At 34.3% G+C, this 20,502-nt stretch carries 20 protein-coding genes, 1 pseudogene and 1 riboswitch; of the genes and pseudogenes, 5 read left to right on the forward strand and 16 right to left on the reverse strand.

Annotated features, from left to right (window positions below):
* Positions 1-111 precede the first annotated feature (111 nt).
* The 3 genes and pseudogenes from L987_RS11250 to L987_RS11260 all read left to right on the forward strand — a co-directional run bounded on the left by L987_RS11250 (position 112) and on the right by L987_RS11260 (position 2,695).
* Positions 112-582, forward strand: coding sequence for a thioesterase family protein (locus L987_RS11250; RefSeq protein WP_011302245.1), 471 nt, complete (start codon positions 112-114; stop codon positions 580-582).
* 173 nt (positions 583-755) lie between these two features.
* A complete protein-coding gene (locus tag L987_RS11255; protein WP_002482211.1) occupies positions 756-1,310 on the forward strand; it encodes a TetR/AcrR family transcriptional regulator in 555 nt (184 codons plus the stop codon).
* A 135-nt stretch (positions 1,311-1,445) separates the two neighbouring features.
* A pseudogene (locus L987_RS11260) lies at positions 1,446-2,695 on the forward strand (MFS transporter).
* 97 nt (positions 2,696-2,792) lie between these two features.
* On the opposite strand, the gene L987_RS11265 reads toward L987_RS11260, so the two are convergent.
* Positions 2,793-3,938 (reverse strand): bifunctional cystathionine gamma-lyase/homocysteine desulfhydrase, encoded by a 1,146-nt coding sequence (locus L987_RS11265; RefSeq protein ID WP_011302242.1) that lies wholly within the window; start codon positions 3,936-3,938, stop codon positions 2,793-2,795.
* Entirely contained in the window at positions 3,935-4,840 is a 906-nt protein-coding gene (locus L987_RS11270; RefSeq protein ID WP_047504698.1) for a PLP-dependent cysteine synthase family protein, read from the reverse strand. Before L987_RS11270 ends, L987_RS11265 begins: the two co-directional genes overlap by 4 nt.
* Before the next feature lie 217 nt (positions 4,841-5,057).
* Here L987_RS11270 and L987_RS11275 point away from each other — a divergent pair, with 217 nt between their 5' ends.
* Positions 5,058-6,347: a homocysteine synthase gene (locus L987_RS11275; RefSeq protein ID WP_011302240.1), complete on the forward strand. Its 1,290-nt coding sequence runs from the start codon at positions 5,058-5,060 to the stop codon at positions 6,345-6,347.
* Positions 6,348-6,752: 405 nt separating this feature from the next.
* On the opposite strand, the gene L987_RS13570 is transcribed toward L987_RS11275, so the two are convergent.
* From L987_RS13570 to L987_RS11295, 4 genes are all read right to left on the reverse strand, one after another.
* Positions 6,753-7,823: an ROK family protein gene (locus L987_RS13570; protein ID WP_077461027.1), complete on the reverse strand. Its 1,071-nt coding sequence runs from the start codon at positions 7,821-7,823 to the stop codon at positions 6,753-6,755.
* Positions 7,824-7,988: 165 nt separating this feature from the next.
* Complete coding sequence (locus tag L987_RS11285; RefSeq protein WP_047504701.1) at positions 7,989-8,921, reverse strand: lactate/malate family dehydrogenase; 933 nt, start codon at positions 8,919-8,921, stop codon at positions 7,989-7,991.
* 43 nt (positions 8,922-8,964) lie between these two features.
* Positions 8,965-9,783, reverse strand: a complete 819-nt coding sequence (locus L987_RS11290; protein ID WP_011302237.1) for a MetQ/NlpA family ABC transporter substrate-binding protein — start codon at positions 9,781-9,783, stop codon at positions 8,965-8,967.
* Positions 9,784-9,872: 89 nt separating this feature from the next.
* A riboswitch (SAM riboswitch) is annotated at positions 9,873-9,979 on the reverse strand.
* A gap of 145 nt (positions 9,980-10,124) precedes the next feature.
* A complete protein-coding gene (locus L987_RS11295) occupies positions 10,125-10,880 on the reverse strand; it encodes a CPBP family intramembrane glutamic endopeptidase (protein ID WP_047504704.1) in 756 nt (251 codons plus the stop codon).
* Between the two features lie 213 nt (positions 10,881-11,093).
* On the opposite strand from L987_RS11295, the gene panE reads away from it, so the two are divergent.
* Positions 11,094-12,011, forward strand: a complete 918-nt coding sequence (panE, locus tag L987_RS11300; RefSeq protein ID WP_011302235.1) for a 2-dehydropantoate 2-reductase — start codon at positions 11,094-11,096, stop codon at positions 12,009-12,011.
* 94 nt (positions 12,012-12,105) lie between these two features.
* On the opposite strand, the gene L987_RS11305 is transcribed toward panE, so the two are convergent.
* The 10 genes from L987_RS11305 to ahlS form a co-directional block, all read right to left on the reverse strand.
* The gene (locus L987_RS11305; protein ID WP_047504706.1) at positions 12,106-12,621 is read right to left on the reverse strand and encodes an HTH domain-containing protein; all 516 of its coding nucleotides are present in this window, start codon (positions 12,619-12,621) and stop codon (positions 12,106-12,108) included.
* 342 nt (positions 12,622-12,963) lie between these two features.
* Positions 12,964-13,695: an amino acid ABC transporter ATP-binding protein gene (locus L987_RS11310; protein WP_002482190.1), complete on the reverse strand. Its 732-nt coding sequence runs from the start codon at positions 13,693-13,695 to the stop codon at positions 12,964-12,966.
* Positions 13,692-14,411, reverse strand: a complete 720-nt coding sequence (locus L987_RS11315) for an amino acid ABC transporter permease (protein ID WP_011302233.1) — start codon at positions 14,409-14,411, stop codon at positions 13,692-13,694. Before L987_RS11315 ends, L987_RS11310 begins: the two co-directional genes overlap by 4 nt.
* Positions 14,395-15,189: an amino acid ABC transporter substrate-binding protein gene (locus L987_RS11320; RefSeq protein WP_011302232.1), complete on the reverse strand. Its 795-nt coding sequence runs from the start codon at positions 15,187-15,189 to the stop codon at positions 14,395-14,397. The genes L987_RS11315 and L987_RS11320 overlap by 17 nt, the downstream gene beginning before the upstream one ends.
* 233 nt (positions 15,190-15,422) lie before the next feature.
* Entirely contained in the window at positions 15,423-15,749 is a 327-nt protein-coding gene (locus L987_RS11325) for a PTS lactose/cellobiose transporter subunit IIA (RefSeq protein ID WP_011302231.1), read from the reverse strand.
* Positions 15,750-15,759: 10 nt separating this feature from the next.
* A complete protein-coding gene (locus tag L987_RS11330) occupies positions 15,760-16,080 on the reverse strand; it encodes a PTS sugar transporter subunit IIB (RefSeq protein ID WP_047504709.1) in 321 nt (106 codons plus the stop codon).
* Between the two features lie 37 nt (positions 16,081-16,117).
* Positions 16,118-17,014: a DUF7916 family protein gene (locus tag L987_RS11335; protein WP_011302230.1), complete on the reverse strand. Its 897-nt coding sequence runs from the start codon at positions 17,012-17,014 to the stop codon at positions 16,118-16,120.
* A gap of 18 nt (positions 17,015-17,032) precedes the next feature.
* A complete protein-coding gene (locus L987_RS11340; RefSeq protein ID WP_047504711.1) occupies positions 17,033-18,349 on the reverse strand; it encodes a PTS sugar transporter subunit IIC in 1,317 nt (438 codons plus the stop codon).
* A 10-nt stretch (positions 18,350-18,359) separates the two neighbouring features.
* Positions 18,360-19,490 carry a zinc-dependent alcohol dehydrogenase family protein gene (locus L987_RS11345; RefSeq protein WP_011302228.1) on the reverse strand — a complete coding sequence of 377 codons (1,131 nt, stop codon included), beginning with the start codon at positions 19,488-19,490 and terminating at the stop codon, positions 18,360-18,362.
* A 55-nt stretch (positions 19,491-19,545) separates the two neighbouring features.
* Complete coding sequence (ahlS, locus tag L987_RS11350; RefSeq protein ID WP_041079459.1) at positions 19,546-20,394, reverse strand: AhlS family quorum-quenching N-acyl homoserine lactonase; 849 nt, start codon at positions 20,392-20,394, stop codon at positions 19,546-19,548.
* Positions 20,395-20,502: the final 108 nt, after the last annotated feature.

Genomic DNA, 20,502 nt, shown 5'->3' on the forward strand with positions numbered 1-20,502 from the left:
CATTTTATAAAGAATTAACTATTTTTAAGCCTCGTAAAACAAATTGTTAACTCTGTTCATACATAATTGATACAATAGTACAGGCTTATAAAAAATAAAGGAGTGATTTTTGTGACAGATGAATATATCTATAAAAATACGGTACAGCCATCTTGGATAGACAATAATAATCATATGCATGATGCGCAATATTATTCCATTTTCAGTGATGCTGTTGTAGGCTTTTTTGAATCTATCGATTTCTCCACAGATTATCGTCATAGTCAAGATGTGACAATGTTCAGCGTAGAAGCGCATATTTCATTTTTAAAAGAACTTTTACTCGATGAATCCTTCTATATTAAAGTACATATTTACGATTACGATGCCAAAAGAGTACATTTATTCTTAACAATGTATAATAGCAACGATGAACGCAATGCAACATATGAAGCCATTATGATGGGTGTTGGCAATGAAACAAGACGAAGCATGGACTTTCCTAAACCCATCCAAGAAAAAATCAAACACTATTTTGATCAACAAAACACTTTCGACGTACCTAAACAACTCGGACATGTCATCGGCATTCCAAAGAAATAACTACGCTTGGTTACGACAACTAAATCATGCAAATATCATCCGACGCTATTAGTAAAGCTCAATACACTTTATAATCAGATAAGTGTATTGAGCTTTACGCTTTTTTTGACATTCTCATTGTGCGTTGCTAGAATTAAATAGAATGACCATTCTACTTTGAAAGTGTGAGATATATGTCACAAAAGAAACAAGATATCTTGAGTGTAGCAGAACGCCTATTTTATGAATATGGTTTTAAAGGTGTAGGTTTGAAGCAAATTATACAAGAAGCTAATGTCGCAACGATGACGCTATATAATCATTTTGAATCTAAAGATAACTTAGTGGCTCAAGTACTGAAACAGCGTGAAACACGTTATTGGCACTATCTAGACAGTCACGTTGAACAACATCCTGAAAAACCTTTTATATCAGCAGTCACGGCGCATTGTCAGTGGTTAAATGATTATTCGTATAAAGGTGATATGTTTATGCGTGCTATTGAGGATTATGCAGACACGGATAATGAGATTGAAAGTACAGCAAGAGGTCACAAAGAAAGACTGTTACATTATTTAGAAAAACTTGCTGATGATGCTGGTATTGAAAATGGTTATGATTTAGCCGTTCAATATACTTTGCTTTTAGAAGGTACAACTTCTATGACTGCTTTATTAGGTTCTAAAGATGCGACTTCGCATGCTATCACAATGGCCAAGTTATTATTAAATGAAGCACATAATCAATAATTCCAAACGAATTTGAAGTATTTTAATACAAAATGCACTTACTCGTTATCTTTACACAAAAGTAGAATGAACATTCTATATATTTTTAGTTCTAAGTAGAATGAACATTCTATCTATAAAAGGAGGTTCCTATTAATGAAATTTTCAAAACTTGTATTCCCTGGTATTGCTATGATCGCAACGACCTATGGATTAGGCCGTTTTAGTTTTGGTCTCTTTTTACCAGACATTACTAATGATTTATCTTTATCTGCATCTCAAGCTGGTCTAATTTCGTCTTTATTTTATTTAGCGTATTGTTTTACAATCGTTTATTCAACTCTACAGACAGATACGATTGGTCCAAAACGTATGATAATACTTGCTGGCATCTCTGTAGTCATTGGTTTGATTACTATTGGCGTATCAAGCAATGCAATCATTCTATCTATCGGTGTTATTTTTACAGGTGCAAGCACCGGTCTCGTTTCTCCTCCGTATGGCTATACCATTTCGTTGTGGATTAATCTTCAAGATCAAGGTAAAGCAAATACTTTGATTAATTCAGGAACGAGTATGGGTTTAATGTTTACTGGTATAACAGCAATGCTTGTATTTTTAGATTGGCGTGATACTTATTTAATATATGCTTTAATTGCATTGGTCGTTTTATTTTGGAACTATATCGTCATACCGAAGCTTCAAAAAGATATTAAAATTCATACAGGTAGTCTTAATATTAGAGATATTTCTGCGAGCACACGTATCGTCACTGCCTCTACACTGCTCGGTATATCTACTGCACCATTTGGACTTTCTCAAAACCCATTGTCCAATTAACAGGCAATTATTCAGATATAGCACTTTCTATTTTTTGGATTTTAATTGGCATATTTGGTGTAGTTGGTGGTATTTCTGGTTCAATTATCGATAAAAAAGGGATTCACTTCGCGTTTAATTTTGGCGTTATTGCATTAGCATGCGCTAGTGTATTATTAGCATACACGCCAAGCATTTGGTTACTACCATTTATTGCGTCATCATTATTCGGCCTGAGTTATATTTTCTTAACCGGTGTTTTACTGGTTTGGGGAATCAAACTGTTTGTCAAAAATGCTTCTCTTGGCATAGGCATACCTTTCTTACTTCTAGCGGTTGGACAAGTCATAGGTTCATCTATCGCTGGTATTGTAATTGATATACTAAATTATGAATATAGCTTTATCATTTTTGGCATTATCGGACTGATTCCATTACTCATTTATCCTAAAGTAGAGGTTACAGAAAACAAAATACCGAAAGGTCGTTATAGTAAATTACAAAAAACTAACTCAGATATACTTAACGATACTTACGCACAACATCAAACTTCAAACTCAAATAATGATAAATATAACCATATATAAAAAAGGAATAAGCCTGAAATCAATGATTCTAAATTGATTTCCGCTTATTCCCAACTTATTCCTATATGCCTTTCATTTCTTTTTGAAATTTATACTATTAACCTAATGCGTTTAATGATTGTTCTAGATCCTCGACTAAATCTTTTGTATCTTCAATACCTACTGATAAACGTACTAATCCGTCGGCGATGCCTTCTTTTTCACGAATATCTTTAGGAATTGAAGCATGTGTCATTAATGCAGGTACTGAAATTAAACTTTCAACAGCACCTAAACTCTCAGCTAAAGTGAAATAATGTGATTCACTGATTACTTTTTTAGCACTTTCTATGTCAGCGACTTCAAATGCGACAACACCTGTATGGCCCTCAGATTGTGCTTCGTGAATATCATGATTTAAATGGTCCGAGATACTTGGATGGAATACCTGTTTCACTGCTGAATGTTGTTGTAACATATCAATGATAGCAAGTGTATTACGTTGAACCTGTTCCATGCGTAATCCAAGTGTTTTTATGCCACGAATCAGTAAATAACTATCTTGAGGTCCAAGCACACCACCAGTTGAGTTCTGAATAAATCCTAAACGTTCAGCTAATTCAGCGTCACTTGTTGCAACTAATCCGGCAACAACATCGCTATGACCACCAATATATTTTGTGGCTGAATGTAAAACAATATCAATGCCCAATGTTAATGGATTTTGGAAATATGGCGTCATAAATGTATTATCAACAACCGAAATTAAATGATGCTTTTTAGCAATTTCTGCTGATTTTTTAATATCAGTGACACGTAATAAAGGATTAGACGGCGTTTCAATGTATAACATTTTCGTTTCAGGTTTAATATATTGTTCAACAGCTTCTATATTTGTCGTATCGATAAACTCAGCATCAATACCAAACCTATTAAACACTTTTGTTAAAGCTCTATAAGTACCACCATATACATCTGAATTGATGAGTAAATGGTCACCTTTATCTAATAACATAATAACTGCTGAAATAGCTGCCATACCAGAACCAAATGCAAAGCCACTTTCACCTTGCTCTAAATCTGCAATTAAACCCTCTAAAGCACTGCGTGTTGGATTTGCCGAACGAGAATATTCATATCCCTGTCTCATGTCGCCAATACCATCTTGCATATACGTACTTGTTTGATAAATTGGCGTTGTAACTGCACCTGTATATGGATCTGTTGTTTGTCCACCATGAATTAATTGTGTTTTTTTATTCATTTGATTGTCTCCTTATAATTTAAAATTTGTTTTGACATATATCGGTCACTGCCATCTGGAAAAATGGTTACAATGACACCTTTATTAATATGTTTTTTAATTTCTAGAGCGCCTTGCAATGCTGCTCCGGAAGAACTACCTACTAAAAGACCTTCTTGTCTTGCTAATAATTTAACATTTTGAAAAGCGGCATCATCACTCACTTTTATAATATCTGACACCAATGCTTTAGGTAGAAAAGATGGCCATTTTTCTGAACCGATCCCTTCAATATCATGACTATGCGCATTACCGCCACTTAAAATAGATCCTTCTGGTTCTACGATGACACTTTCGGTATGATATGTTGCTGCTAAATGTTCAGCAACACCTGTAAAAGTCCCTCCTGAACCAACACCACCTACAAAATAATCAATATCTTTAAGCTTATCTGTTATTTCTTTTCCTATTGTAGATTTATAGGTCTCAGGATTGCGATAAGATTCGAATTGATTTAAATAATACGCACCAGTTTGCAGTTCATAATCACGTGCGGCCTTTTGTGCACCTGCCATGCCTAAAGTTTGATCTGTTCTGATGACTTCAGCACCTAACGCTTTTATAATTGATATCTTTTCTTCAGAAAAACCTTCAGGTGCAAAAATCACAGCACTGACGCCGTAATGATTAGCAGCAATTGCAACACCAATTCCTGTATTCCCTGCAGATGCCTCTACAACGACATCGCCTTTTTGGATTATATTCTCTCTTATTGCTGTTTCGATTAAATGTTTTCCTAATCGATCTTTCACACTACCACCAAGATTATACTGTTCTAACTTGGCATAAATTTGTACATCTTTATTACTAAATGACTCCAACAATACTAATGGCGTATTTCCAATTAAATCAAAAGCAATCATTATTTCCCTCCATAGTGCCTTTCTCCCCACAATACCTTACTATACCGATAAGAATTATAAATCCTTTTCTTCATATTTGCAATCATTTCATTTTCAAGTCAATAAAGTATAATAATCTAATTCCTACTTTTTCAGTAAGCATACTTGAAATAGCCAATTAGCTCTTGTATAGTTGTAATTATCAGAAAATTTAGAAATTATAGGGAGGCTTTATCATATGACTCAAAACCCTTGGCATTTAGATACTTTATCTATTCACGGCGGGCAAGTAGTAGATGATTTTTCAAAAGCACGTGCTGTACCAATTTATCAGACATCTAGTTATGTGTTTGATAATACTGAACATGCGAGAAAGTTATTTGCTTTAGAGGAAGATGGCAATATTTATACAAGAATTATGAACCCTACACAAAATGTTTTTGAAGAACGGATTGCAGCCTTAGAAGGTGGTGTAGGTGCTTTAGCTACATCTTCTGGACAAGCAGCCATACATTTAGCACTTTTAAATATTGTAGAAAGTGGCGATGAAATTGTTGCTTCGTCAAATTTATATGGAGGTACCTATAACCTTTTAAATATTACCTTTAAAAAACTAGGTATTAAAGTCCATTTTGTAGATCCTAGTCATCCAGACAATTTCAAAAATGCAATAACAGATAAAACAAAAGCAGTATATGCTGAAACCATTGGGAACCCACGCATTGATGTGTTAGATATTGAAGCTGTAGCCGATATCGCACACAATCATAACATTCCTTTGATTGTTGATAACACATTCCCAACACCTTACTTATTGCGTCCTTTTGAATTTGGAGCAGATATCATAGTACATTCAGCCACTAAATTCATTGGTGGCCATGGTACTTCCATTGGTGGCGTGATCGTTGATAGTGGAAAATTCAATTGGGATAATGGAAAATTCCCAGGTTTAGTAGAACCTGATGAAAGTTATCATGGTATTTCTTATGCAAAAGATGTTGGCGAAGCTGCCTATATTACCAAAGCACGTGTACAGTTGTTACGTGATTTAGGTTCTGCAGTATCACCCTTTAATGTCCATGAATTCTTAATTGGTTTAGAAACACTACACTTACGCTTAGAACGACACTCTGAAAATGCTTTACGTGTCGCACAATATCTAGAACAACATCCAAAAGTAACTTGGGTCAACTATCCAGGTTTAAAAAATAACGCTTATCATCAACTCGCTCAAAAATATTTACCTGATGGCCAAGGTGCTATATTGACCTTTGGCATAGATGGCACGGTAGACGATATCGCCAAATTTGTTGACGGTTTAAATCTATTTTCCCACTTAGCGAATGTAGGTGATTCAAAATCATTAATCATTCATCCAGCTAGTACTACACATTTACAATTATCACCAGAAGATCAAAAAGCTTCCGGCGTAGTACCAGAACTAGTTAGATTGTCTGTAGGTACCGAAAACATTAATGATATTATTGCTGATCTCGATAACGGTTTTAAAGAATCACTTGGAAATTAATGTTAAAAATTTCCTTAGTGATTCTTATGCAAAAGATTTTCTTTTGTATTCATTAATTTCACTTGGAAATTAATGTTACGAATTTCCTTAGTGATTCTTATGCAATATTACTACGTTTATGATGTAACTTTAAAGTGTGACATCACATATACTCATAAAAAAGGCAGGGCCATATCACTATGGCCCTGCCTTTTTTACACGTCCCAGAACACTTACCTCACACAAACCGAAGCCTAACCTCAGTGTAATTTCCTACAACCTTCTATTCGTGCTAACCATCTCTGACTAATTTAAAAATCTAGATATTAATAAAGGTTCCAGATCTTTATTCTAATTTAGTTTATCCGGAGTGAGACTACGAAATCTCTATTAGCATATTCAATTTATGTCACGTTCTCCTATATATTATTTGTTTACATGATATAAACCCGTTAAAACATTTGCCTCTAAATTACTTATTGTTACATTTAATGTGCTATTTTGAATTAAATAATGTTTTTGTGCATAATTTTCAATGCTTGATTTATAAGGTAGCTTACTTTGGGTAACACCGCCACCCAATACAATGTTATTAATATTAAAAATACTGAATAGATTTGTACATAGTTGTTGTGTTAATATCAAAACTTCATCTATCATTTCAGTTATCTCACTATGCGCTTGATGGAGATACATTTCTATAGCTTCTCTAGTACTTACATGCTTATTTAAAATGTGACTCGCTTTTCTACTGATCGCTAAACCTGATATTTCATTTTCCACACAAACATATTGTTTACAAACCGGACATTGGTAATCACTATCGCCTTTTATAATGGTATGACCAATTTCACCAAAGTTCCCATTAACACCAGAAACAAGTTCCCCTTTTCTTATATAGGCCATACCTACACCCGTACTAATAGTTAAATATATAAAATCCTCAGTTTGATGTTTCATATATTGATGCTCCGCTAAAATAAACGCATCCACTGTTTTAACATTTTCTGAGAGTTGATTTAGGTGCAATATTGCATTTCTGATATTCATTTCACTACCATTGACGGTGATCCCTTTTTTCTTGGTTATTTGGATATTCACGTCGAATGATATACACCATGCTTTAATTTTATTTATATAATCAGTGACTTCTGCCTTCGTTAAATGAAAAGTTTTTCCTATGGCTTCACTTGTAAGTGGTTGTTGATACATGAGTAATTGATAACCCAACTTGATTAATAGTTCACTTTCTTTATTGGTAAAATCAGTTACAATTGTTTCTATTTGTTGCATACTATATAAGGACTGATTCAATTTATACCCTCGTCCTTTTACACTTACAATGAGATCATCTAAGATTTCACTATTAATATATTGAATATCATTTCTAGCTGTTCGATTAGAAACATTTAAGTACCTTGCAATTTCATCTGCATTTAAAAATTGATTACGATTGATTAACATTAATCTGATGAGCTTTACATGTCTTTCTAGCATCATTACACCTCCCATGCTCATATACTTCACTTCTATTCATCGCTATATTTAAGTATATTGTAGCCATTACCGGATTGATAAACAAGATAAGCATTTATTTTAAATATAAAAAACACGCATTCAAAAGAAAATATCTAATGAATGCGTGTTTGAATGTTTTAATCGCTATTGTTGTGCTGTATGAATCGTTTGTCTAATATATTCATATGCTTCTTTAAGTTCGCGTTCTTCTTCTTTGTCTAATGTTATCGCAAATCTTTGAACAATACCCTTTTTATCTATTAATGTTGGTAAACTAAATGCACCATCTTCTAAGCCATATTCTGAACTCAGGGAAGTCAATGGTGTAATTGTTCTCTGATCCAATGCAATGGACTGTATCAAAAATGATGTCACTTTTGATATCGCTGCGTTGGTCCACCCTTTTTGGTAAAAAACATCCATCGACACTTCGTTGATAATGGACGATATGTGTGACTTATCAATTGCTGGACGGTCACTTAATGCCTCAAATTCCGATAGTTCCATACCATGAATATGCACTTTACTCCACACGGGGATTGCATGTTGACCATGTTCCCCAATGACAAAAGCTTCCACATTATTTGGATCAATTTGATAATGATCGGCTATAATTGTTTTAAATCTTGATGTCTCTAGAGCCGTACCCGTACCAATAATTTTATGGGCTGGGTAATCTATTTGATTTGCAAAGTAAACTATAGAATCTACAGGATTAGATATCAGAATCACAACCGCCTCTTGCGTCACTTCAGCTATTTGGGACATTATGCCCTTAATGATGTCGTGATTTCCTTGCGCTAATAATGTACGGTCACCATTATTTTTATCGGTTGCTTCACTCGCAGCTATGACGATAAAGTCTGCATCCGTTAAGTCTTGATAGACACCGCTACGAATCTTGATATGTGCAGTATTTATCAGTCCTTGCGAGTGAATATGGTCAAGTGCTTCACCACTTGCCACGTCCGCTCTATCATCAATTAAAATAATCTCTGAAAACAAATTCAGTTGCTGTACATCTGTAAGTACTTGCGTACCCACTTTTCCTAAACCAATAATACCTAGCTTAGACATAATCGAATCACCTTCCTCTTCAATCTATATATTACATGATTATTTATTTTTCATACGGAATAACATCTTGTCCATATTTATCAGTTATAAATTTCTTCATCTCTTTAGATTGTAAAACTTTCATAAGTTCTTTGAATTTTTTATCGTTTTTATGTCCTTCTTGTACGGCAACAATATTCGCAAATGGTGATGATTTTCCTTCTATAGCAATTGCATCTTTATGTGGTGTTAGACCATTATCAATCGCATAATTAGAATTCATTATCACTGCTGCGCCTTCTTTACTATTATAAGTTTTAGGTAAGAATTCCGCACCTTGCTTGTTATTAAATTTCAAATCTTTTTTATTTTCTACAATGTCATCAAACTTAGCATCTTCAATACTGACACCTTTTTTAATTTTGATTAAGCCTTTATCAACAAAGAATGACAAGAAACGACCTTCTTCAGCAGGATTGTTTGATACATAAATGGTAGAACCTTTAGGGATATCTTTAATGTCTTTATATTTTTTACTATAAACGCCCATCGGTGTCGTGAACACTTTCCCGGCTTCTTCTATTTTATAATTATGGTCTTTCTTTTCTGCTTTAAGATACGGTGTATGTTGAAATGCATTCGCATCAACATCTCCTTTATCTAATAATTTATTAGGAACCTTATAATCATTAACTGTTTTTATTTTTAAATCATAGCCTTTCTTTTTCATTTCTTCTTTTGCATGTTCAAGTACGACGCCATGGGGCGCTGGCGAAGCAGCAATCGTAATTTCCTTATCCTCTTTTTCACCATTCGATTTACCACATGCTGCTAGTATAATCGTTAACACAAACAATGATCCTAAAATAAACCATTTTCTCATAATACTTTCACTCCTTAAAAATTTGTTTCAACGTACTTATATGTATAAAAAAACTTTCTCTTAATAAATCAAGAGAAAGTTTGCACTTTCTCTCATCTCCAAAAGTTAAATAACTTTTTGTGACTTAGCACCATTTCGAAAAATCGACGGTTGCTGGGTTTCATCGGGCACATCCCTCCACCACTCTTGATAAGAGTCAATCATATTTATGTTTAGTGGTTTAATCCTAGCATTATGCTCAAGATTAGTCAATGAGTTTTTAGAAAATTCTAAACACTAACACGATAAAATATACCTGTCCTTCACAAAGAAGACAGGTATATCACTAAGAATTATGTAAATTACGTGATAATCATGAAAATATACGCTAATAAATTATTCAAAGCATGTAACGCAATGGCTACAGCTAAACTACGCTGCGATTTCATATATACATATACAATACCAACTGCTATGGCAAGATACATCACAATTTCTAATGGAGATTTAGCTTCTGTTACATGTAAAGATGCAAACACAATAATTGAAATAACAGACATAACATAGAAATTTAATTTCTTTCCTAATTCGCCAATAATTAAATGTCTAAATAAAAATTCTTCTGTCATTGGTGCAATAATTACAATTGAGAAAAAAGCTAATATGGTTGATACAGGCGTAGCAAACATTTCCTCCACCATTTTGTCATTTTGTGTTTCTTCAAATTTCCAATGTTCTGGTGCGAATGCATTTACTAAATATGGATAAATTTCTTTAAACACTATAATAACGATAAATGTAATGACAATGAGTTTCCAGTGTTGCTTAATATTTTGTAGCCCCTGTTTCCACGATTGTCTAAATGAATGTCTATGGAATAAAATCCATAACGCGAATATAATTATAAAGGCAATCATTTCCATTAATATGCCTGGCGTACCTGAAAAGTTAGCATTAAAGTTAGCGTTATTTTTCCCTTGCGTTTCATTGATTCCAATCATGATTGTTAAGATGACTATAGATAAACAAAAATTACCTATCAAATAAATAAACGGTAGTAGAAAATCTTTCCCTTGCATATCTTTCCACTGATACTTATGATCATTTTTAAACGACATTGGAACCCCTCCATGTTTGTAATTAGTGAACACTTATTACATTGCACAAATTTTATTGTTTTCAAATATATATTTAAAAATAAAATATACTGTCCCAACTACATCTATTGAATTATTTGAAAATTATTTTCATATGCGTATATGCCCCTCAAATGTGGTATATATACATCAATTAACAAATCAACACACATAGCGTATAAGGAGTTGTATTCAATGCGTATATTAGTATTAGGTGCTGGCGGTATCGGAGGCTATTTTGGAGGCAGATTAGCCGAAAGCGGACAGAACGTGACATTCTTAGTAAGACCCAAACGCAAGTCATTTTTAGAAAGAAATGGATTAGCCATCCACAGTGAGCAGGGAGATTATCATTTCAATCCTCAACTCATTACAAAAGACGATCGCGTAGCGCCTTTCGATGTTATTTTACTTTCTTCTAAATCCTATCATTTAGAGCAAGCCATGACAGATTTGAAACCATTTGTCGATGGTCATACTGCCATCATTCCATTATTAAACGGCGTCGCACATATTCCACAATTACAATCTATCTTTGGTAAAGACAAAGTTATGGGTGGCTATTGTGTGATAGAAACAACATTAGATAGTATGGGAGAAATCATACAAACAAGCCCTTTTGATAAACTCTTTTTTGGAGAACTAGATGGAAGTAAAAGTGAACGCGCACAAAAAATTGCACAAGCATTTTCTGAAACAAAGGCAGAATTCAAATTAAGCACTTCAATCGAACAAGGCATGTGGCACAAATATTTAATGATTACTGTGTTATCCAGTATCACAACATTAATGCATGCGCCTATTGGTCCTATTCGAGACAGTGATGGTGGCATTAACTTCGTTCGCTCTTTATACAATGAAGTCGCTTCGATAATGCGTGCACATCGAGCGCCACTCGCAGACGATATTGTATCACAATATATGACATCATTTAATCAGTTATCATACCATTTTAAGACTTCTATGCAACGTGACATGGAAAAAGGATTAAATATTGAAACAGGTCACTTACAAGGTTATTTATTAAACTTAGCCGATACGTACCAAATTGACGCCCCATTACTTAAATGCGTCTACCAAAACCATAAAGTCTATAAAGAAATGCTTAAATAATATAAACAGATCACAAATCTGAAATACAACAGCGCATGTCATCTTTATTATGAGATGACATGCGCTGTTTAAAGTTAAGTCGATAAATGCAATATTATTTTAGTTTTGACATATATTGATAAGCTGTTACGCCATATCGATATTTAAATACCTTATTTAAATGCGCTAAATCTACGAAAGCACATTCTGCTATAGCAAGATAGTCATGCTGCTCTAACCAATTTTGAACGCTTTTCAAATCTTCCACAATCGTTCGTCTTGAAACAGATACGGTGGTCGCAAGCACTTGTGATGATGTCGGCGTATTGGCTTCAAGTAATTTTAACGTTATATATAACAAGCGCTCTTCTTTTGCATAATGTATTGTATGCGTTGTCGATTTAGGTGCAAAGCGCTTTAACTGTTCTGGTGTTGTGGTTATTTTGACCCCCTCTTGCTTAGTCCTTTGAATAATTAAACCTAGGTTACTTGCCATATCTTCAATGTATTCAAGATCGTACTGTATCGTTCTTTCTGTAACATTAAAGTGCGTTGCTAAATGATGAATTTGCACAAAAGTTTCACATTCAAGTATGAACATTAAAATATGATACTGTCGCTTACTTAACATATTAGCAACCTCCTCGCCTCTTTATTGTAAACGCTTTCTAAAGATGATAGATGTGTAATCTCTTTCGTCTTTAAATGCGAAAAGTTGCACATCAAATAAAAAAATCATTATATTTTTAAATTATAAAGTTCAAAGTACATATATGATATCGTTTTATAAAAAAAGCCCGGACATAACTAAATGTCTCGGACTCACCTTATTTAGGCAATCATATATTCTATTGAAAATACATCGCTATCACTTTTAAAAATGCTATTCTTCAGACTGCCTAATCATCCTTGTCAGTATATATAACAAGGCAATCGTTTTATCATAATACTTTCACTAAACTTTCTTTCAACGTTAAACTTCACGAATCATATTTAAAAATCTTTGTAGTTCAGCGCTTTGTGGATGATTAAAGATTTGCTCTGGAGGCCCAGATTCTCCAATTACACCATCATGTATAAATACAATCTTGTTAGATACTTCTTTAGCAAATCGCATTTCATGCGTCACGATAATCATTGTCATACCTTCATTAGCTAGGTCCTTGATGACACGAAGCACATCATTAACGAGTTCTGGATCTAACGCAGACGTAGGTTCATCAAACAGCATTACTTTTGGATTCATGGCTAAAGCTCTAGCAATTGCTACACGTTGCTGTTGTCCTCCAGATAAAGCATTCGGTCTTTGATCTTTTACAGCAGTTAAATCTACTTTTTCCAATAAAGCTAATGCTTGTTGCTTTGCTTCATCTTTTTTCGTTTTTTTAACAGTAATGAGACCTTCCATTACATTTTCTAATGCCGTTTTATGTGGGAATAAATTATAACTTTGAAATACCATGCCCGACTGTTTACGGACTTTTATCTGTGATTTCTTGTCTGCATTGCTATAAGTCTCTCCATTAACATACACAGCACCTTCTGTAGGCAACTCTAAAGCATTAATCATTCGCAACAAAGTCGTCTTACCTGAACCTGATCGTCCAATAAATGTCACAACTTCTCCTTGATTAACGTTTAAATCAATCCCTTTGATAACTTCTTTATCATCAAATGATTTTTTTATATTTTTTAATTCAATCATGAGCGATACCCTCTTTCAAGATAAGATTCATAGAAGTTTTGTGCAATTGAAATGATAAAGCAAACCACCCAGTACATAAGTGCTACAAGTAGATAAATAGTTAAATACTCGTATGTCGTTGAAGCGACTTCTTGTGCTTTTCTAAACATTTCAGCTACTAATATAAATCCTAAAAGTGATGTATCTTTAATTAAACTTAAAAATGTATTACCTAATGCTGGTACGGATACTCTAATCGCTTGTGGCAAGATAATACGTTGAATCGTTTGTCGATAATTCATACCGATTGAATAGGCCGCTTCTGTTTGACCCTTAGGTATAGACATAATACCTCCACGAATAATTTCAGAAGCATATGCCCCTACATTTAATGATAAGCCAATAATTGCTGCGATAACTGGTGCTAACGTCCATTGATTTTCAGAGTTATTTGTCAATAATCTGCCGAGTTCAGGGATCCCGTAAAAGATAATGAATAATTGTACAATCATCGGTGTACCTCGGATGATTGAAATATAAAAACGAGCAATCCCTCTTAAAATACGGCTTGTTGAAATGCGCATTAACGCAGTGAGTAACGCAATCACTAAACCTAACAAAAAGGTTACTAATGTAATAGGTATAGAAAATTTCACTAATCCTTCAAGCATCGGTGCAAATGCTTGACCAGCTGCGTCTAGTGCATGTTGCTGTTCAGTATTAAGATTTAGAAACATCTTCGCCGAACCATTTTTTGCTTATTTTTGCTAATTCACCATTATCTTTTAATTTTTTCATTGCTTTATTTACTTTTTCAATTGTTGCATCGTCTTCTTTTTTACTAAATGTTAAAGCAGATTGACTCTTCTCAGCATTACCTTCAATAATTTTCACATCTGCATTAGGTTTTTGTTTTTTATAATCTAAGTATGAAATATTGTCATTAAATGTACCTTCAACTCTATTAGATTGTAATAAATCCATAGCCTGATTGAAGCCATCTACTTTCGTTAATTCTGCACCTTTAGATTTAGCCAATTTACCATAATTTGAAGTAAACGTTTGAGCCAATTTCTTACCTTTAACATCGTCAAATGATTTTATATCTTTGTTGTTTTTGTTAACGACTAATACTGCTTCTGAATACGTATATGGTTCTGAGAATTTATATTTTTCTTTACGTTCATCATTAATACCTACTTGGTTCGCTATCACATTAAATCTACCAGAGTCTAATCCAGCAAACATAGAATCCCATTGTGTTTCTTTAAATTTAACTTTGTAACCCATTTCTTTAGCTACTGCTTTCATTACATCAATATCATAACCTGTTAGTTTATCTTGTTTATCATGATATGAGAAAGGTGCATAGGTCCCTTCCGTACCTACAACAAATGTTTTATTTTCACTTGCAGTTTTATTTTTGTTATCGTTGTCTTTTTTGTCAGAAGTACCACAAGCTGCGAGTCCCACAACTAAAAGTAACGTCAGTATACCTAATAATATTTTTTTCATTTCGCGCCCTCTATTCTTATTATTCTTATCGGAATAAAAATATTCTATGCCTAACCCTTCATTAAGTCAATAACTTTTTTATCCAAATATACATTTATTTTTTAATTCCCATTAATTAACATATAATACAATTAAGTTGATTCCCTTGTTTACTCCTTTTTTTACAATAATGAACAAAAAAGTACATCTTCAAATCTTTTGAAAATGTACTTTTTCAATGATACTTAATATATTTATGCTTTTGAATCCATCTTTTTATATAAATCGATCATTTCTGCTGCCATATCTTTGAACGTAATAGCTGTCATTAAATGGTCCTGACTGTGAATGGTTAACAGCGACATTTTTATCTCATCACCTTGCGCTTCTTTGGTTAACATATTTGTTTGAATATGATGTGCCTCTAATAATGAAACTTCTGCAAGTTTTAATTTCTTTTCAGCTTCTTCAAAAGCATTTTTCTTTGCCGCATAGATGGCTTCCATTGCATGACTTTTGGCGTCACCACTGTATGCAATAAGTGACATGGCAAACTCTAAACTATTTTCCGCTTCTGACATTGAACCACCTCTATTTTTTCATCAATTGTTCAGCTGCATTTAATACATTTTCTCCATTCATCGTTCCATAATCTCTCATTTCAATGACCGCTACAGGTATGTCTTTCTCAGAGCATTTTTTAGTATATTCATCTTTTTTAAAGCGAACTTGTGGTCCTAGTAGCAATACATCTATATTGTCACTTTCAATTTTTTGATCTGCTTCTGAAGTGGAAACGGCAAAAATATCTCTATCAAGCTTTTGCTTTTCAGCTTCTTTTTGCATTTTTTGTACCAACATACTTGTACTCATTCCCGCTGCACATACCAACATGATTGTTTTTTCTGCCATAAAAAATTCCTCCTGATTAAAAGCGTAGTTTCATCATTTAACGTTGAATCGATCTAGCTATCATGGATACTGTATGTCTTTCCCCTCTGATTGCCTTACTTAATTCAAAAATATTATTGACTGGTGCAAGACCGCAATAACCAGCATCACCAATGTGTTGAATATCAACACCACAGATTTTATTACGTATCGCAAAATCCCTAATGGTACTTGGATCAGAACTTTCTTGGCTTGTTCCTATAGCAGACATAACTAAACCTTCACGACGGTGTACTGCTTTAACAATATTTTTCAATTGTTCCTCATCAAATCCTGGTACCGTGCCAATTGATGGTACAAGAATAATATCTGCCCCAGCGTCTATAAATTGATCTACATACGTTTCCGTTATTACAGGTTCATCTACACCAGCGCTATGCATTTTCCCCGCTATAATAAGTCCTGTAAAATGCTTTCGTGTCTCTGAAATAGCGTTGACAATTTTATCATTCGTTACACCTGTCCCAGGATTCCCTGTCATACATATAAAATTAATACCTAATTTTTCTAATGCCTTTACCGTTTTCGAACTTGCTTGTCGACCTTCTACAATATTTAGTTTTTCTTCTGACATCGTTGCGGTTTTATCTACAGGTTCTAAATTGACACCAATCGGTCTACAAACAAGACGTCTCAATTCATTGATAACCTGTTTATCTTCATCTACATTAACAACTTTAGGATCAAAGGCATCTAAACCATTTAATAAAATTAAATCTGCGCCAAATGCACGAGCAAGTTCAGCATTTGTAATATCTGGAATGACTGGAGTACGTGTGACCACATTTTCAGATAATACAACACGACCATCACTTGCTTTAATACTTTGTTTTAATTCTGTGGCTGTCATTTCAACGATTTCAGATGCATTCGCACTTAATAATCTTTTTACCATGAGACAAATCCCCTTTGTTTAGATTTCTTTTGTTTCATCTGCTTCTTTTTGCTCTAGTTGCAAATTATATTTTTCCATCGTTCTGTAAAATGGATAATACAATAAGATATCAACAATGATACAAACCATTTGTACCAATGAACCACTAACATGACCCGTAGCTAAAAACCCACTAATAATAGGTGGGATTGTCCAAGGCATCGCAGTACCATTAGTTAAATGAACAAGCCCGCTTGCCATGGCAAAATAAGTAATCGTCGCATTGATCATCGGCGCCAATATAAAGGGTACAATCAGCCTAACATTGAGAACGACTGGCAAACCAAACAAGGTCGGTTCATTAATATTAAAAATACCAGGCATCAATGTCAGTGGTGCCATTGTTTTCGTAATTTTACTCGAACGCTTTTTAAAGGCTAAAATGGCAATAACAATCACTAAGCCAATGGTTGAGCCACCGCCCCCCATAAATACAAAATTATCTATAAAAGGTTGCGTGATGATATGTGGCAAATCGCCATGAGGATTAGCTTGATATACAATACGGTTTTCATCTATATTCTTAAGCCATATTGGCTGCATAACCGCATTTACTACATTTGCACCATGAATACCTACAAACCAAAAGGCACTATTTAGTCCTACTAATATAATCGTACCTATTAAAGTACTTCCCATTAAACTTAATGGCACACCTAATGTATTAACAATAAGGTCATGTATGTTTCCAAAAGGAAGGTTATCTAATGCTATATAGATTATAAGCCACAATAAAATAATGACAGCTCCAGGTATTAATGCGCTAAAGCTTTTCGCTACTGCAGGTGGAACTTGATCGGGCATTTTAATCCTTATATTTCTATTAATAAACCATTGAAATATCAATCCGGAAAAGATCCCTATAATTAATGCTACAAAAAGTCCCTGACTTCCCATATACATTTGAGGTATAGCTTCTTCTGGTGTTTTGCCACCGGTCATAACATTAGGTGTTACAACTAAAAATGCAGCCATGGAAATAATTCCTGCTGAAACACCATCCGTATCATACTGTCGAGCAATACTATGTGCCACACCAAAACTTGCAACTAATCCCATCAATCCAAATGTGCCATTTACTGCTTTCATTAAATAGGGTTGTATGCCTTGTGCTTCCAACCATTCAATCCATCCCGGTATGGCGATGCCACTAATGACAAGAAATAGTGATCCAATGATAATCAATGGCATCGCAACGATAATACCATCTCTTAATGAAATTAAAATTTTATTCCATCCCAATTTAGACGCGACTGGTAACAAATACTTTTCTAATGTGTCATTAAAACGACTCATATGAACACACCTAATCCATTTTCACTACTAAACGTGCCGCTTCACCTCGTGCCAAGCGGTCAAACCCTTCATTAATATGTTCTAATGGTAATGTATCTGTTAAAAGTTCATTTACTGGTAAACGACCTTGATGATATAAGTTGATGAAACGTGGTATATCACGGTCAGGAACACAACTTCCCACATATGACCCTTTTATCGTACGCTCTTCAGCAGCGAGCGTTACTTGAGGAAATGAAAATTGGTGTTTGGGATCTGGTAAACCTGTTGTCGTTGTCATTCCACCTCGACGTGTGATTTGATATGCGACATCCATGGCAGGTACTACGCCCGCCGTTTCAAAAGCATAATCCACACCACCTTGCGTATATTGTTTAATATCTTCTATTGTATGTGCTTCACCTGAATTAAATACTGCTGTTGCTCCAAGTGATTTAGCCAATGCAAATTTTTCTTCATTAATATCTAGTGCAATAATTTCACTTGCACCTGCCAGGCGTGCACCAAGAATTGCGTTAAGACCAATGCCACCAAGCCCAACAACCGCCACAGTACTCCCTGCATTAATGCGAGCTGTATTAATGACTGCACCTATGCCCGTAATGACTGCACAACCAAAAATCGCCACCTTTTCAAATGGAATCTTTTTATCTACTTTGACAATTGAATTTGTAGATACCACTGCATAATCTGCAAAACCTGATACACCTAAATGATGATGCATTACCTCATCACGGTCAGATTCATAACGAAAGCCACCTTCTAACATTTCTCCTTTTTCATTTGCCGCTGCACCATTTTCACATAAGGCAGGTCTGCCTTCACGACACGGAATACAATGTCCACAACTTGGTATAAATGTACATACGATATGATCACCCACTTCAAATTCCGCAACGTTTTCACCTACTTCGATAATTTCTCCAGCTGCTTCATGCCCTAATACCATTGGCATTGGACGTGGTCTACTGCCATTAATTACAGATAAATCAGAGTGACACAAACCCACTGCGCCTATTTTTATAAGTACTTCATTTGATTGAGGCCCTTGAAGTTCTAAAGTTTCTATTGTTAAAGGATGACTTTCTGTATATGGTGCATCTTTACCCATTTCACGCAATACTGCCGCTCTTGTTTTCATAACATACACTCCTCATTCACTGTAGTGATTTAAAGATACTTTGATAAAATAGCAATTATTCATAATAACCTTCCGTTGATTTTCTAAAGCCTTCGAATTGTTCGCCATCATGTCCAAACCAAATTTGAGCATTTTTTTCTTTTGCTAATCTTTGAATTTTCTCCACTGATTTCGTCCATCCAATAGAATCATATAAAATACCTGGTGGCTTCAATGTATCCTCTATACTTTCCTTAGTGTATATTGCGTCCGATGCTAATATAATCGTTCCTAATTCAGCACTCTCAATCTCTAGACCAATGATGCCCCATGCATGACCACTACCATAATTTAAAATTCGAACACCATCTACTAGTTTCAAATTATCTTCTTCTTTTTTAATCGTTCTCCATTTCAGATTATTTTTCACCCAAGCATCTATATCTGCCCAAATATAAGCCCCTTCTTGTTGGTTTCGTGCATATGTTTTCATTGCACCACTTAATTCATCATCATGGACAATTATGGTTGCATTCGTAAAATATTCTAAACACCCTGCATGATCCAAATGTAAATGTGAAGCAATAACAAAATCGACTTCTTTAGGATCTACATTAATTTGCTCGAGTCTATTAGGTAAATGACAAGCTTCATCAGCAAAGTACGGAAAAGCTTTTTGTGTTGCACTTATCCATCTCCCACTATCTCCCATAGCGTTCGGATTACAAGCTGTATCAAAAAGGATTTTAGCATCTGGGTGATCTATAAACACAGTATATATAGGGAATTCATGCATCTCGTTATTGGCGTTAGGGTCATCTAATGTTGCTTGATTGGAATTAGCAATCATCAAATTCTTATCCATCTTCATGCGTCCGTTATCCAAAACATAGACTTTCATACGTTCTTTTTTCACATTAACCATAACTACACACCCCTTTTAAAATTATATAATTACATTATAATTGTAAACGTTTACAAAAATCAATTTTTAAATTATTATTTCATTTAAGATTTATACTTTATGTATTTC

The sequence above is a fragment of the Staphylococcus sp. ZWU0021 genome (assembly GCF_000798895.1).
Lineage (GTDB): Bacteria > Bacillota > Bacilli > Staphylococcales > Staphylococcaceae > Staphylococcus > Staphylococcus saprophyticus.

Excerpts from the sequence above, each read along its gene's own strand:
- L987_RS11255 (WP_002482211.1), top strand. The coding sequence starts at position 756 with ATGTCACAAAAGAAACAAGATATCTTGAGTGTAGCAGAACGCCTATTT.
- L987_RS11265 (WP_011302242.1), bottom strand. The coding sequence starts at position 3,938 with ATGAATAAAAAAACACAATTAATTCATGGTGGACAAACAACAGATCCA.
- L987_RS11270 (WP_047504698.1), bottom strand. The coding sequence starts at position 4,840 with ATGATTGCTTTTGATTTAATTGGAAATACGCCATTAGTATTGTTGGAG.
- L987_RS11275 (WP_011302240.1), top strand. The coding sequence starts at position 5,058 with ATGACTCAAAACCCTTGGCATTTAGATACTTTATCTATTCACGGCGGG.
- L987_RS13570 (WP_077461027.1), bottom strand. The coding sequence starts at position 7,823 with ATGCTAGAAAGACATGTAAAGCTCATCAGATTAATGTTAATCAATCGT.
- L987_RS11285 (WP_047504701.1), bottom strand. The coding sequence starts at position 8,921 with ATGTCTAAGCTAGGTATTATTGGTTTAGGAAAAGTGGGTACGCAAGTA.
- L987_RS11290 (WP_011302237.1), bottom strand. The coding sequence starts at position 9,783 with ATGAGAAAATGGTTTATTTTAGGATCATTGTTTGTGTTAACGATTATA.
- L987_RS11295 (WP_047504704.1), bottom strand. The coding sequence starts at position 10,880 with ATGTCGTTTAAAAATGATCATAAGTATCAGTGGAAAGATATGCAAGGG.
- panE (WP_011302235.1), top strand. The coding sequence starts at position 11,094 with ATGCGTATATTAGTATTAGGTGCTGGCGGTATCGGAGGCTATTTTGGA.
- L987_RS11305 (WP_047504706.1), bottom strand. The coding sequence starts at position 12,621 with ATGTTAAGTAAGCGACAGTATCATATTTTAATGTTCATACTTGAATGT.
- L987_RS11310 (WP_002482190.1), bottom strand. The coding sequence starts at position 13,695 with ATGATTGAATTAAAAAATATAAAAAAATCATTTGATGATAAAGAAGTT.
- L987_RS11315 (WP_011302233.1), bottom strand. The coding sequence starts at position 14,411 with ATGTTTCTAAATCTTAATACTGAACAGCAACATGCACTAGACGCAGCT.
- L987_RS11320 (WP_011302232.1), bottom strand. The coding sequence starts at position 15,189 with ATGAAAAAAATATTATTAGGTATACTGACGTTACTTTTAGTTGTGGGA.
- L987_RS11325 (WP_011302231.1), bottom strand. The coding sequence starts at position 15,749 with ATGTCAGAAGCGGAAAATAGTTTAGAGTTTGCCATGTCACTTATTGCA.
- L987_RS11330 (WP_047504709.1), bottom strand. The coding sequence starts at position 16,080 with ATGGCAGAAAAAACAATCATGTTGGTATGTGCAGCGGGAATGAGTACA.
- L987_RS11335 (WP_011302230.1), bottom strand. The coding sequence starts at position 17,014 with ATGGTAAAAAGATTATTAAGTGCGAATGCATCTGAAATCGTTGAAATG.
- L987_RS11340 (WP_047504711.1), bottom strand. The coding sequence starts at position 18,349 with ATGAGTCGTTTTAATGACACATTAGAAAAGTATTTGTTACCAGTCGCG.
- L987_RS11345 (WP_011302228.1), bottom strand. The coding sequence starts at position 19,490 with ATGAAAACAAGAGCGGCAGTATTGCGTGAAATGGGTAAAGATGCACCA.
- ahlS (WP_041079459.1), bottom strand. The coding sequence starts at position 20,394 with ATGGTTAATGTGAAAAAAGAACGTATGAAAGTCTATGTTTTGGATAAC.